Origin of the sequence: Paraburkholderia gardini (assembly GCF_907164545.1) — a bacterium.
GTDB lineage: Bacteria > Pseudomonadota > Gammaproteobacteria > Burkholderiales > Burkholderiaceae > Paraburkholderia > Paraburkholderia gardini.
Window position 1 is genome coordinate 1 of record NZ_CAJQZB010000027.1, and the last position, 13,206, is coordinate 13,206.

10 protein-coding genes, 1 tRNA gene and 1 pseudogene are annotated in these 13,206 nt (G+C 63.5%); 5 read left to right on the forward strand and 7 right to left on the reverse strand.

Going from position 1 to position 13,206, the window contains the following annotated elements:
- A tRNA-Leu gene (locus LPA37_RS18490) sits at positions 1-85 on the forward strand.
- Between the two features lie 401 nt (positions 86-486).
- On the opposite strand, the gene LPA37_RS18495 is transcribed toward LPA37_RS18490, so the two are convergent.
- The 6 genes from LPA37_RS18495 to LPA37_RS18520 are packed head-to-tail and all read right to left on the reverse strand — an operon-like array spanning position 487 to position 6,620.
- Positions 487-1,911, reverse strand: coding sequence for a c-type cytochrome (locus LPA37_RS18495; RefSeq protein WP_407672559.1), 1,425 nt, complete (start codon positions 1,909-1,911; stop codon positions 487-489).
- Between the two features lie 2 nt (positions 1,912-1,913).
- The gene (locus tag LPA37_RS18500) at positions 1,914-2,423 is read right to left on the reverse strand and encodes a hypothetical protein (protein ID WP_229013292.1); all 510 of its coding nucleotides are present in this window, start codon (positions 2,421-2,423) and stop codon (positions 1,914-1,916) included.
- Positions 2,363-2,977 carry a cytochrome c oxidase subunit 3 gene (locus LPA37_RS18505; RefSeq protein ID WP_228982419.1) on the reverse strand — a complete coding sequence of 205 codons (615 nt, stop codon included), beginning with the start codon at positions 2,975-2,977 and terminating at the stop codon, positions 2,363-2,365. Before LPA37_RS18505 ends, LPA37_RS18500 begins: the two co-directional genes overlap by 61 nt.
- 1 nt (position 2,978) lies before the next feature.
- Positions 2,979-4,991 carry a cytochrome c oxidase subunit I gene (gene ctaD, locus LPA37_RS18510; protein WP_229013293.1) on the reverse strand — a complete coding sequence of 671 codons (2,013 nt, stop codon included), beginning with the start codon at positions 4,989-4,991 and terminating at the stop codon, positions 2,979-2,981.
- Between the two features lie 16 nt (positions 4,992-5,007).
- Positions 5,008-5,955, reverse strand: coding sequence for a cytochrome c oxidase subunit II (coxB, locus tag LPA37_RS18515; protein ID WP_229013328.1), 948 nt, complete (start codon positions 5,953-5,955; stop codon positions 5,008-5,010).
- The gene (locus LPA37_RS18520; protein ID WP_229013294.1) at positions 5,865-6,620 is read right to left on the reverse strand and encodes an alcohol dehydrogenase catalytic domain-containing protein; all 756 of its coding nucleotides are present in this window, start codon (positions 6,618-6,620) and stop codon (positions 5,865-5,867) included. The genes coxB and LPA37_RS18520 overlap by 91 nt, the downstream gene beginning before the upstream one ends.
- Positions 6,621-6,932: 312 nt before the next feature.
- Between LPA37_RS18520 and LPA37_RS18525 the strand changes: the two genes are divergently transcribed.
- From LPA37_RS18525 to LPA37_RS18540, 4 genes are all read left to right on the forward strand, one after another.
- Entirely contained in the window at positions 6,933-7,640 is a 708-nt protein-coding gene (locus LPA37_RS18525) for an MgtC/SapB family protein (RefSeq protein WP_228982424.1), read from the forward strand.
- Positions 7,622-8,101 (forward strand): cation diffusion facilitator family transporter, encoded by a 480-nt coding sequence (locus LPA37_RS18530; protein ID WP_229013295.1) that lies wholly within the window; start codon positions 7,622-7,624, stop codon positions 8,099-8,101. Before LPA37_RS18525 ends, LPA37_RS18530 begins: the two co-directional genes overlap by 19 nt.
- Positions 8,095-8,292 carry a hypothetical protein gene (locus tag LPA37_RS18535; protein WP_229013296.1) on the forward strand — a complete coding sequence of 66 codons (198 nt, stop codon included), beginning with the start codon at positions 8,095-8,097 and terminating at the stop codon, positions 8,290-8,292. The genes LPA37_RS18530 and LPA37_RS18535 overlap by 7 nt, the downstream gene beginning before the upstream one ends.
- Before the next feature lie 135 nt (positions 8,293-8,427).
- Entirely contained in the window at positions 8,428-10,734 is a 2,307-nt protein-coding gene (locus LPA37_RS18540; protein ID WP_229013297.1) for an FdhF/YdeP family oxidoreductase, read from the forward strand.
- A gap of 278 nt (positions 10,735-11,012) precedes the next feature.
- Here LPA37_RS18540 and katE read toward each other — a convergent pair.
- Positions 11,013-13,157: pseudogene (gene katE / locus LPA37_RS18550) on the reverse strand (catalase HPII); the annotation flags it as partial.
- Between the last annotated feature and the right edge of the window lie 49 nt (positions 13,158-13,206).

The following is a 13,206-nucleotide window of genomic DNA, read 5'->3' on the forward strand; positions in this document are numbered from 1 at the left end:
GCCCAGGTGGCGGAATTGGTAGACGCACATGGTTCAGGTCCATGCGCCGCAAGGTGTGGAGGTTCGAGTCCTCTCCTGGGCACCACGAAGATAGATCCAGATCAGTTGCTGGACTGAAGTTCACGAAAATGCCCGCTTTTGCGGGCTTTTTTGTTTCTGGAATGCCTCGCGGAGGCTCGCGTCCAACGATAAACCAACGTCGACCATCCACGATCGCTGCTAACGCCCGTTGCAAGGGCGCCCCAAAAATCCGCCCTTTTCGCAACTCGACCTCGTCGCATGTTGCAACCTGTTGATCTATCTTGACCGCGATGTTCAGCGGCAGGATGTGTGCAGGTTGAAGATACAGGACAAGGAATCGCACCTGATTTTCTCTCCCGCGTCTTCGACATGTTTAGCCGGGGCGCGCGGGTACCTGGTGATCAGCCCGGTTATTTGCGCTCTTGCAAAAAGCATCACTGAAAAAGACCCACCGGTGCACCCGCGCTATTTATGAATGGCGCTACGCACGCTCGTCACATCGCGCGTCGTGACAGGCAGCGCCGAGTTGCCCCACGTATTGCGGATGAACGTCAACACCTGAGCCATTTCCTCGCTGCTCAGCCTGTCCGCGAAGGACGGCATCTTGCGCGAGGGCGGCCCGTTCTCCGTGTGCGGACTCGCGCCGCCCTCGACCAGCAGACGCACGAGCGACGTGGTCTGCGGCGCGAGTACCGCGGGATTGCCCGCGAGGCGCGGATACTTCTGCGCGACACCGAGCCCGTTTGACTGGTGACAACGTGCGCAATAGCTCTGGAAGATGCCGGCGCCCGGCCGTTCGACGTCGCCGGTGTGCAGCGCCTGCACGGTTTGCCGCGCCGCGCGCGAATGACTGTCGTAGAGTCCAGCCGGCTCGCGCGGTGGCAAGCTCTTCAGGTACGCGGCGATGGCGTCCAGGTCGTTGTCGTTGAGATACTGCGTGCTGTCCTCGACGACCTGAACCATGCTGCCGAACGTGATGAGCCCCCCGCCGTGCCCGCTTCGCAGAAACGCTGCGAGGTCCTGCGACGGCACCCGTCCGAGGCCCGAACCCGGGTCGCCCGTGAGGTTCGGCGCGAACCAGTGATCGTTGGTGCCGCCCGTCAGATAAAGATGCGCATCACCGTCGTAGCCGCGTTCCTCATAGGCCGGACCGCGCGGCGTATGGCACGCGCCGCAATGGCCGAGCGATTGCACGAGGTAGGCGCCACGATTCCACTGCGCGTCGCGACCGGGTTGCGACACGTATTGTCCATTCGGCACGAACGCCCAGTCCCATAACATCAGCGCCCAGCGCTGGCTGAACGGAAAAGGCAGACGCGTCGGCGGTGTCGGCTGTGCGACCGGTTTGACGCCGTGCATGAAGTACGCGTACAGCGCGCGCATGTCATCGTCGTCGATCTTCGCGAAAGACGGGAACGGCATCGCCGGATAGAGTCGCTTGCCGCCGGGCGCGATCCCTTTGCGCAGCGCCCGGGCAAAGTCGTCGTAGGTATAGCGCCCAATGCCATTGACCGGATCCGGCGTGATGTTGGACGTGTAGATCGTGCCGAATGGCGAGGCCATGCCCAGGCCGCCGGCGAATGGCGCAGGTGGCGCCCCGCCGCCCGGTCGGCCACCAGTGGGCGCTGCGGTATGGCAGCCCGCGCAATCGGCGGCTTTGGCCAGATACGCGCCACGTGCGATCAGTGCCTGATCCGGAACGGCCTGCCCGGCACCGGCCAGCGGCACGGCTGGTTGGGCCGCGCGAAGCGCCGTCGACGCGCCCAGCATGCACGCGAAAACCGCGGCGCAACCCACGGCCACCACCACCACGACACGCAGGCGCTGGCTGCCGGGCCGGCCGTTGAAACGGCCTCGCGTGGCTCGGCGTGCGGATTGGCGCGCGTTCATTTTCACCACCGGCAAGGTGAGACGATCAGCACCGCGATATCGGTGGCGATCAGCGCGAACAGGAACAGGGTGCTGCACATCACCCCTACCCTTGCGAGGAAACCGTCCAGCAGATCTTTTTCATCGCTCTCATGATCTGGCATTCCAGAACGAATCCGTTTGACGAACCGGACGTTGCGCCATGCGACGAAGGCACCCAGACAGCCCAGCATCAGACAGACAAAATTGACCGCGAGAATCGCGGCATCCAGCCACGGCAATATCGGGGCCGTCAGCGGATGATTGCGGGGAAAGCAGCTGTGCGCGGCCAATGCCTCGGTGATGCCCATCTGCATCACCCACGCGAACGGCGCGGCGAGCATGCCGATCAGCGCGTGCGAACCGCGCAGGCGCGGGGTAACGGCCGATGTGGACGACTGCGCTGCTGACGACGCGTGGGTTCTGGCCGGGCTCATGACGCTTGCCTGAATAGATACGGCGTCAGATACAGCGTGGTGAAGATAAACAGCCACACCACATCGACGAAGTGCCAGTACAGTCCGCCGATCGTCAACGCGACGCAACGCCGCTCGTCGAAGTAGCCAAACGCCGTCCACAACAACAGCAGGAACAGCACGACGATACCCACGGCGACGTGCACCATATGAAAACCGGTGATCGTAAAGTAAAGCGAGCTATACAGTTGCGCAGTCAGCCCGTACGGATGGTTATGCCACTCGCGAAACTGGATGCCGATGAACGTGATGCCCAGCACCACCGCCACGCCCATCGAAGCGACACCCCAGCGAAGCCGTCTGCGCCGCACGCAGCGCTCGCAGAACCAGACGAAGCCGCTGCTCGACAACAGGATGCCGGTGTTCAGAATGCCGGGGCCGAGCCTGGGCAGCCCCTCGGGCGGCCATTGCTGACCGGTTTCCGACGCAAGGTACAGATACGAAAAGATCAGATAGCCGAACAGCGATCCCTCGGTGACGATCAGCGCGAGGCAGCCCCACCATCCGCCGGAGCGCTCGCCGGCACTGCCGACCGGGAGTGTGTATTCGCTGTGCGCCGTGACTTCGCCCATGTCAGTCTCCCGCATCGGTCACGGTCTGCGGCTCGCGCTGGATCAGCGCGCGTTCGGGCCACAACCACACCACGATGGTGATTGCGCAGGCGAGCAGCGCCGCCGCCGTAAAGAACCTGGCATGCAACGCAAGTCCGGCGAATACGAGCGTCGCGAACAGGCCGAGCCAGAACGGCGCGTACGAATCGTCGGGCATCTTCAGGATCACGTCCGGCTTGCCTTCAAGCGCCGTGGTGCCGAGCGCCTCGCGGCCTTCGCCCAGCAGGAAGCCCTCGTCGAGCTTCGAGCGGCGGCGCGGCGCTTCACCGGCTGCGCCCTCTTCCATCCGCCCTTCCCACAGCGGATGACGGCTCACGACGAACGGCACCACCGCGAAGTTATACGGCGGCGGCGGCGACGAAACAGACCATTCGAGCGTCGGCGCATCCCACGGGTTGTTGCCCGCGATAGCGCCACGTTTGACGCTATACAGCAGATCGACGAGGAAAATCAGCACGCCGAACGCGAACACGAACGAACCGAGCGAGGTCACCAGATTCACGGTGTTCCAGCCCATATCGGCCGGATACGTGTAGATGCGTCTCGGCATGCCGAGCAGTCCGGCGATATGCATCGGAAAGAACGCGGTGTTAAAACCGACGAACATCACCCAGAAACCGGTCTTGCCAAGCCGCTCGCTCATCATCCGGCCGGTGAACTTCGGAAACCAGAAGTAGATGCCGCCAATCACCGGAAACACGTTGATGCCAAGCAGCACGTAGTGCAGATGCGCGACGACGAAATACGTATCGGTCAGTTGCCAGTCGAACGGTACGGCGGCCGTCATCACCCCCGACACGCCGCCCACCACGAACAGGAACACAAAGCCGGCAAAGAACAGGAACGGCGCGCGCATGACCGGCCTGCCCGTCCAGATCGTCGCGATCCACGCGAACGTCGCCACCGCGCTGGGCACCGCGATCACCATGCTGGCCGCGCCGAAAAACGACAGCGCGAGCGCCGGAATGCCGGTCGCGAACATATGATGGATCCACACGACGAAACCCACCAGCATCGTCGCCACGGTCGAGAGCGCCACCGGCCCATAGCCGACCAGCGGTCTGCGGCAAAACACCGGCAACGCATCCGAGACGATGCCCATCGCCGGCAGCACGACCGCGTATACCCAGGGGTGCGCGAAAATCCAGAACAGGTGCTGCCAGAGCAACGGCCGGCCGCCGTTCAGGACGTCGAAGAAATGGGTGCCCACGCGCCGGTCCATCCACAGCAGAAAAAACGCCAGGCTCACCGACGGCACCGCCAGCAGATTGGCACCCGATGCGGTCAGCGTGCCCCACACCAGCACCGGGATCCGGTCGAGCGACATGCCCGGCGCGCGCATCCGCAGCAGCGTGACCACGAAGTTGATCGAGCCGACGGTGGTCGAAATGCCGAGCAACACCATGCCGAGCGCGTACACGTCGATGTTGGGTCCGGTGTTGTACTCCAACCCGGACAGCGGCACATAGTTGAACCAGCCTGCATTCGGTGCCTCGCCAAGCGGAAAGCTCGCATACAGAAACAGCCCCGCGAACACGAACACCCAGTAGGAGAACGCATTAAGGCGCGGAAACGCCATATCGCGCGCGCCGAGAATCAGCGGCCACAGATAATTCGAGAAACCGGATAACACAGGCAGCGCGTACAGAAAAATCATCGTCACGCCGTGCATCGTGAAGAGCTGGTTGTACTGTTCGGGTGTCAGCACCGTCGCGTTGGGGCGCGCCAGTTGCACGCGCATCAGCAGCGCCTCAATGCCGCCCGCCAGCAGAAACAGAAAGGCCGTCACCAGATAGCGCAGGCCGATGGTCTTGTGATCGACCGTCGAGAACCAGCCGCGCCAGCCGGGGCGTGCCTCCCACAGTTCCCGCAAGCGCGCTTCCTCAGTGCTGCCCGGTTCGATGCGGCCGATGCGCAGCGTACGCGACAGACGTAACGCCTCGGGTCGCGCTGGAGACACGGTGGAATCGGCCATCAGCTGGGCTCCCTGGTCAGTGCAGCGTGGACAGATACGCGGATAGCGCAGCGGCATCGGCCGCGCTCAGCGTAATGGACGGCATCAGCGAGTCAGGCTTGATCCGTTGCGCATGCTGGATCCAGTCGAGCTGATTCGCAGACGTGTTGGCGAGCGCCCCGGCGGCCAGCAGGCGGCGCGAGCCCAGATGCGTCAGATCGGGCGCCTGTACGCCCAGCGCATCGGTGCCGCGCACCGTATGACATCCCGCGCAACGCTCGCCGAACAGCTTCTGCCCCGCCGCCGCGGTAGCGCCGCTCACCGGTTGCGCAGCCTGCCCCTGAGCGAGACGCCACGCGTCGAAATCCTGGGCGTTTTGCGCAACCACTTCGAACGCCATGTGCGCATGCTGCGCACCGCAGAACTGCGAACACTGGCCGCGATAGGTGCCCGGCCGGTCGGCCTCGATCCATTGTTCGTTGATCTGGCCGGGAATCGTCTGTGTCTTGCCGGCGAGTTGCGGCACCCAGAACGCGTGGATCACATCGGCGCTCTGCAATTCGATCTTCACCGGCTCACCGACCGGAATATGAATTTCATTCGCGGTCGCGAAGTTGCGCGCCGGGTCGGGCGAGTCGCTGTAGGTCACCTTCCACCACCAGTCGTACGCGGTGACGGTGATCGTCAGGTTCGGCTGCCGGGCGGGCGCGGCGACGGTTTCGAGGGTCATCAGCACATAGACAAGTGTCGCGAGCAGCACGATCGACGAGACCCCCGTGCCGATATAGATCCACGCCACGCCGCCACTGTCGGGATGCACCGCGGCCGGGTCGGCACGCGGCCGGCGGCGTGCGATGGCGACCAGCAACAGCGTCGCCACCAGTAACGACACCGCTACCGCCAGCGCCGTGAGCATCCAGCCCAGGTGCATGGTGGGCGCCGCAGCGGGGCCAGCCGCGTGCAGGAAGTAATTGAGCGGTGCGATGCCCGGCGCCGGTTGCGCGGCGGCGGGCATAGCGGCAAGCCAGGCTGATGCGGCACACGTGCGCATTGCAGCGCAGCCGCGCAATGCCGCCGTGAACTGTTGCCGTGTCCGCATCCGTCCCGTCTCCATGAGTCCTGGTTTCGCGGCAGGCTGTCCGGAAGGGAAACGTCCTGCGTGTGGGCGAGCAGCAAAAAACGGGCCGTACCCAGCGAGCGGACAAACTCGACGCCGTCCCCGATGGCGGTGACAAACACCTCAGCGCCCTTTTCTTTCACGAATTGCACGGCAAAATGGCCGGCGCCACCGGCGCCCGCATGAATCAGCACTCGCTCGCCGCGCTCAAGGCAGCCATGATCAAAGAGTCCTTGCCAGGCGGTCAGCACCGCGAGTGGCACCGCGCCGGCGACCGTTGCGTCGATTGAAGCGGGACGCCGCGCGAGCGCGGTCGCATCCAGTTTCACGTATTCGGCGTACGCGCCCGGTCCCTGCCCAACAAAGGCGAATACCTCGTCGCCTGGGGCCCACTTCACGCTTTCGCCGGCCTGCTCCACTACCCCGCAACAGTCGCGGCCCAGCGTGTAAGGCAAGTCGTTCTCACGGATCAGCGGATAGTGGCCCGCGCGCGTTTTCAGATCGACTGGATTGACGCCCGCTGCGCGCAGCATGAATGCAGCATCCGTTGCCGCAAAGGCTGATTTCCCGATCCGCTTGTTGACTACCGTCGCCGTCGCTGGCGGGTGCGCCAGCGCGCGATGCGAGCCAGTGTGGTGAGCAAAGTCTGCATTGCACCGCGCATTTTTTTCAAAGCAGCGTTGACTCAGCCGACGATGTGACGGACCGGCCTGGCACACGCATTGCGACGCCTTCCGTATGACGTATCAAGCCGGCGCCAGCTGACCGGCAGGCGCCCGCTATCCAGCGTGCGGGCCGTCAGTCGAGCGCCCCTAGCCAACGATCCAGTAGAGAGCACCACGGCCATGCAATCGATGCCGCTCGTCCCGGACTGGCAAGACTTCGTGATCCGGCTCGCGATAGCGCTCGTCACCGGCACCGCGATCGGTCTGAATCGCGGTGAATCGGGCAAGGCCGCGGGGTTGCGCACGACACTGCTGGTTTGCCTCGCCGCGTGCATCGCCATGCTTCAGGTGAACGTCTTGCTGCCGCAAGCCGGCAAACCGGAGAATTCATTCGTCGTGCTCGATTTGATGCGCTTGCCGCTTGGCATCCTGTCCGGCGTCGGCTTCATCGGTGCGGGCGCGATTCTGCGCAAGGACGGCCTCATCGTGGGGGTGACGACCGCCGCGACGCTGTGGTTCGTCACCGTGATCGGACTGTGCGCTGGCGGCGGTCAGATCGCGCTGGCGGTGGCCGGCACCGCGCTCGGCCTGATCGTGCTGGAAGTGCTCGCCGTGCTCGAACGCCGCCTGCCGCGCGCTCATCGCGCGTGGCTGACCGTCGAATACGCCGCGGCGTCGCGCGAGCGCGGCGTCGTAATCGAGCGTCTCGAACAGCAGCGCTGCGACGTGAATTCGAAGGGCGTGCGCATGAACGCGAGCAGCGGGCTCCTTGAAGAGCGCTTCGAGATCCGCTGGCGCGCGCCGCTGAAGAATGATGCAGTCGAACGTGCCTTGAGCGCGCTCGTCAGCGCCAGCAGCCATGCGGCATCATGGTCCGTCGAGGTGTGAGCGCGCGCATGAACTGCGCCGCGCCGCGAGCCGTGTATGACGCGCTGGCGTCCAACGTCGCCGTGGCGCTCTGCAAATACGCACCGGCGGCCTATACCCATTCCGGTTCGGCATTGGCCGAAGCGATCCACTCCAGCGCCGACTGCATGAACCAGTTTCTGCTGTTGATCGGCAACCGGGCGGCCCGCAATCGTGCGGATGAGCAACACCCGCCCGGTTTCGGCCGTGAAACGCATTTCCATGCACTGATGGTGGCGTTGCAGATCTTTCTGGTGGGCGGCGTCGCGTCGGTCACGGCGGGCGTGGTACGGCTGCTGCATCGTTCGCCGGTCGAGCATCCGTACGGGGTGATTGTCGTGCTGTGCGTGTCGGGCGTGATCGAAGGCGAGGTGGCTCACCGTCACGTGAGGCAAGCCATGCAGGCGTGGCTTGCGCAAGGCCCGAGGTTGGGCGGGTGGTGAGTCTGGTCGTGCTGAAATGGGCCGACGATCTGGTGGTGGCGATCCAGGCTGAATTACGGTCACACGCGAGCACCGACGATCTCGTGCGCACCATCAACCAGATCGAAACCGATCTGAAGAGCGCGTTTCCGTCGGTAAAATGGATATTCCTCGAGCCCGAGTTGCGCGAACACGGTAGTCATCCGCTATAGATATTCTGGCACCGGCTCGTCCGCCATCCTGCGCGAGGGTCGCGACGCGTCCTGCACCCGCTTTCGGGTCCGTTTATTGCGGCGCCATTCGTGAAACCGGCGTGCGCCTGCCGGCCAGCTCGCGAAGGAGTCGCCATGAGTTCAGACACACCCGTCAAGGAATATCGCCATCCAGCCGGCGGCTGGGGTTCGGCCAAAGCGGTCGCCTCGATTCTCGTGCAGGAGCATGTTGCGCTGCATGGCAGCCGCATCCTGATGCATCAGAACAAACCGGATGGCTTTGCCTGTGTCAGCTGCTCGTGGGCGAAGCCTGCCGATCCACATCTGTTCGAGTTCTGCGAAAACGGCGCGAAGGCGACCGCATGGGAGATCACCAGCAAGCGCGCGGATGCGGAGTTCTTTGCAGCCCATACGCTCACGGAACTGGAGTCATGGTCCGGTTTCGAACTCGAATCGAGTGGACGGCTCACCGTGCCGCTACGCTGGGACCCGGAAAGCGACCGCTACGTGCAGACGACCTGGGAACATGCGTTTGCCGACATCGCGCGAGAACTGAAGGCGCTGAATCCGGACGAAGCGGTGTTTTACACGTCGGGCCGGGCATCGCTCGAGACCTCGTATATGTATCAGCTGCTCGCGCGGATGTACGGCACCAACAATTTGCCGGACAGCTCGAACATGTGCCACGAAAGCACCTCGGTCGGCCTGCCCAAAAGCATCGGCGCGCCGGTTGGCACCGTGACGCTCGACGATTTCGCGCAAGCCGATTGCCTGTTCTTCTTTGGCCACAACACGGGCACGAACGCGCCGCGCATGCTGCATCAGTTGCAGGACGCGCGCAAACGCGGCGTGCAGATCATCACGTTCAATCCGTTGAAAGAGCGCGGACTCGTGAGCTTCGCGAATCCACAAGCGCCGCTCGAGATGCTCACCCCCAGCGAGACGGAGATCAGCACCCAGTACCATCAGGTCAAGACAGGCGGCGACGCGGCAGCCATCGCCGGGATTTGCAAGCTGTTGATCGAATGGGACGACGAGGCCCGGCGCACCGGCGCGCCGCGCGTGCTCGACGCGGCGTTCATCGCCGAACATACGCACGGCCTTGAAGATTTCGCGCAGGCGATGCGGGACACCTCGTGGCAGACCATCGAACGCTACTCGCAGCTGACCCGCGCGGCGCTCGAAGCGGCTGCCAGCGAGTACGCGAAGGCGAAAGCCGTGATGGTGTTATACGGCATGGGCATCACACAGCATCACAACGGCGTGCACAACGTACAGATGCTGACCAATCTGCTGCTTCTGCGCGGCAATATCGGACGGCCCGGCGCTGGCATCTGCCCAATTCGCGGCCATTCGAACGTGCAGGGACAACGCACGGTGGGCATCACCGAGAAGCCCGAACTCGCACCGCTCGACAAGCTGGCCGACCTCTATGATTTCGAGCCGCCGCGCGACAAGGGCATGAGCACGGTCGAAGTCTGTCAGGGCGTGCTCGACGGCAAGGTCAAGGCATTCATCGGACTGGGTGGTAACTTTCAGATCGCCACACCCGACCACCACGTGATGGGCCCCGCATGGCGCAAATTGCGGCTCACCGTGCAGATCGCGACGAAGCTCAACCGCAGTCACCTGATCCATGGCGAAGTGGCCTATCTGCTGCCCTGTCTTGGCCGCATCGAAATCGACCGCCAGGCGAGCGGCGAGCAGGCCGTCAGCGTCGAGGACAGCACCGCCTGCATCCACGGCTCGCACGGCTATGCGGAGCCCGCCAGCGAGATGCTGATGTCGGAACCGGCGATCGTCGCCGGACTCGCGAACGCGTTGCTGCCGCGCAATCCGCGCATCGACTGGGATGCATGGGCCGGAGATTACGCGCTGGTCCGCGACGCGATCGAACGAACTTACCCTGACCAGTTCCGCGATTTCAACCAGCGCTTCTGGCAGCCCGGCGGCTTTCACCGGCCGATTGCCGCATGCGGGCGCAAGTGGCAAACGCCGAACGGCAAGGCGAATTTCATTGCGCCAGATACGCTCGACGAAGACGCGGACATGCCGGCAACAGGCGAGGACGTGCTGCGACTGATGACGACGCGCGGCGACAGCCAGTTCAATACGACCGTCTATTCGCTTGACGACCGCTTTCGCGGCGTCAAGGGCACTCGCGACGTATTGCTGATGCATCGGGACGACATGGCACGTCTGGGGTTCGACGAGGGCAGCGAGGTATGCATCGCAACCGTATCGAACGACGGCATTACGCGTGAAATCGATGGCATGCGAGTGCATGCGTACGATATTCCGCAAGGGTGCCTGATGGGCTATTACCCAGAGTGCAATCCGCTGATCCCCCTTTCGCATCACGCGAAAGACAGCCTGGTGCCGGCCGCCAAATCGATTCCGGTACGATTGCGCAAATCGGGGCTTGTGGAGCAAAGCGCATAAGCTCGTTCGCGATGGATGGGCGGCACATAAATGGCGTCACGCCGGGTCGCTTCAATATCTGGCAATCACCGGTTTGCGCCGCCATGGCGACGCCGGCCTCGCGCAGACAATCGCGACGCGCTGGATTCGCACTAACGTCACGTATTACCCGCACTGGCAAAGTTCGTCGAGAACTATGATGTCGACGAACTTGCCGGCTTCCGCGGCATCCGTCGTGACGGCCGGCAAGACATGCATCGACTACATGCGGCGCCGGACAGCCCTTGATCGTCGTTACGCTATGCCGGCACCGTCTGCGCCAGCGCCGCGCGCGACCATACGCGGTGCTGTTCCGCCGCTGCGATAAACGCTTTTAGCACCTCGGCGCCCTGGCTGTCGTCGCCGGTTGCGACGCCATCGGCATGGTCGGGCAGCTGGGCCGCGGCCAGCACGTCGCGCCCCGCCCCGAGCGCGGCAATCGCTTTCAGATGCTTGAACGCTTCGAGCACGAAATGGCGCGCGTCGCCGGATTGTGCCAGCGCTTTTGCACCGGCTTCGCCTCCGCAGACGATCACCGCGTCGAACATGATCGACGGCATTCCGGCAATCGTCGCGTCCGGCCGCAAACCGTCGATCGCAGCGAAGGTCGGCGCGATCAGCAAAGGCGTCGCGCCCTCGCCCCGCAGCGCCTGCTGAAGCGTCCTGATCGATGCAGCATCGGCGCCGGGCGCGGCCAGCAACGCGATCTTGCATGTCTTGATGCCCGGCTTCACGCGATTGAGCAGGCTCAGCGCCGGCGAGGTTCGCGGCTTCGATGCAGGGGGTGCCTTACCCTTTGCTGGTGCGGGCAGGCCCAGGCCGGCCGCGACCTTCGCGGCCAGACCGCCGTCGAAACTGGCAAGAATGTCGTTCACCACACGCTCGCGAATCTCCTGCTTCGTTACCTTGCCGAGTTCGAACTGATACGCGGCGCTGATATGTTCCTGCTCGACCTCCGACATGCTGCGATAGAACAGCGCGGCTTGCGAAAAATGATCGGCAAAAGACTCGCTGCGCACGCGGATCTTCACGCCGTCGACGCGTTCCGGATAACTCTCGAAGCCGCCATCGGACGGTGCCGGACTGGTTTCCTTCGGCCAGCCTCCGTTCAGCGAGTTTGGCTCGTAGGATGCCTGTCCGACGCTGATCGCCTGACGATGCATGGCGTCGCGCTGGTTGTTATGAAACGGGCATACCGGCCGGTTGATCGGAATCTCGTGGAAGTTCGGACCACCGAGCCTGCTGATCTGCGTATCCGTGTACGAAAAGAGTCGGCCTTGCAGCAATGGGTCATTGCTGAAGTCGATACCCGGCACGACGTGACCCGGATGAAACGCGACCTGCTCGGTCTCGGCAAAGAAGTTGTCCGGATTGCGGTTGAGCGTCATTTTGCCGATGATTTTTACCGGCACGAGTTCTTCCGGAATCAGCTTGGTCGGATCGAGCAGATCGAAACCGAAGCTGTCTTCATCCTGTTCCTCGACGATCTGCACGCCGAATTCGTATTCGGGGAAGTCGCCCCGTTCGATTGCCTCCCACAGATCGCGCCGGTGGAAATCGGGATCCTTGCCGGCGAGCTTCTGCGCTTCGTCCCACAGCAACGAACAGGAGCCCAGCACCGGGCGCCAGTGGAATTTGACGAAGCGCGCCTTGCCTTGCGCATTCACGAAGCGGAAAGTGTGAACGCCAAAACCTTCCATTGTGCGCAGGCTGCGTGGGATCGCGCGGTCAGACATGGTCCACAGCACCATGTGCGTCGACTCGGGCACCAGCGACACGAAATCCCAGAACGTATCGTGCGCCGAGCCGCCGGTGGGCATCTCGTTGGGCGCTTCCGGTTTGACGGCATGGACGAAGTCGGGAAACTTGATCGCATCCTGAATGAAGAATACCGGCATGTTGTTGCCCACCAGATCGTAATTACCCTCCTGCGTGTAGAACTTCACCGCGAAACCGCGCACGTCGCGCACCGTATCCGCCGACCCGCGCGGCCCCTGAACGGTGGAAAACCGCACGTAGACCGGAGTCTGAACAGCCGGATCCTGCAGAAACGCGGCTTTCGTGTACCCGGTCATCGGCTCGTATAACTGGAATACGCCGTGCGCGGCGGAACCACGTGCATGCACGATGCGTTCGGGAATCCGCTCGTGATCGAAGTGCGTGATCTTCTCGCGCATGATGAAATCTTCGAGGAGCGAGGGACCACGCGGACCGGCGCGCAATGTGTTCTGGTTGTCGGCGATCTTCACGCCCTGGTTGGTTCGGAGCGCCGCACCGTCGGGACGCACGCGAAACGGGTCGAGATCCTGCGATTTTCTGTCGTCGGACGGCTTTGCGGGCTGACGGCTACCGGTTCTTCCTGCCATGGAAACACTCCTTGCGTTGGCGGCGCCACGCGACGATTCGCATTGGCTCGAACCTCGGAATCAGCAAGCGATGTTCCCGATGAAGTGT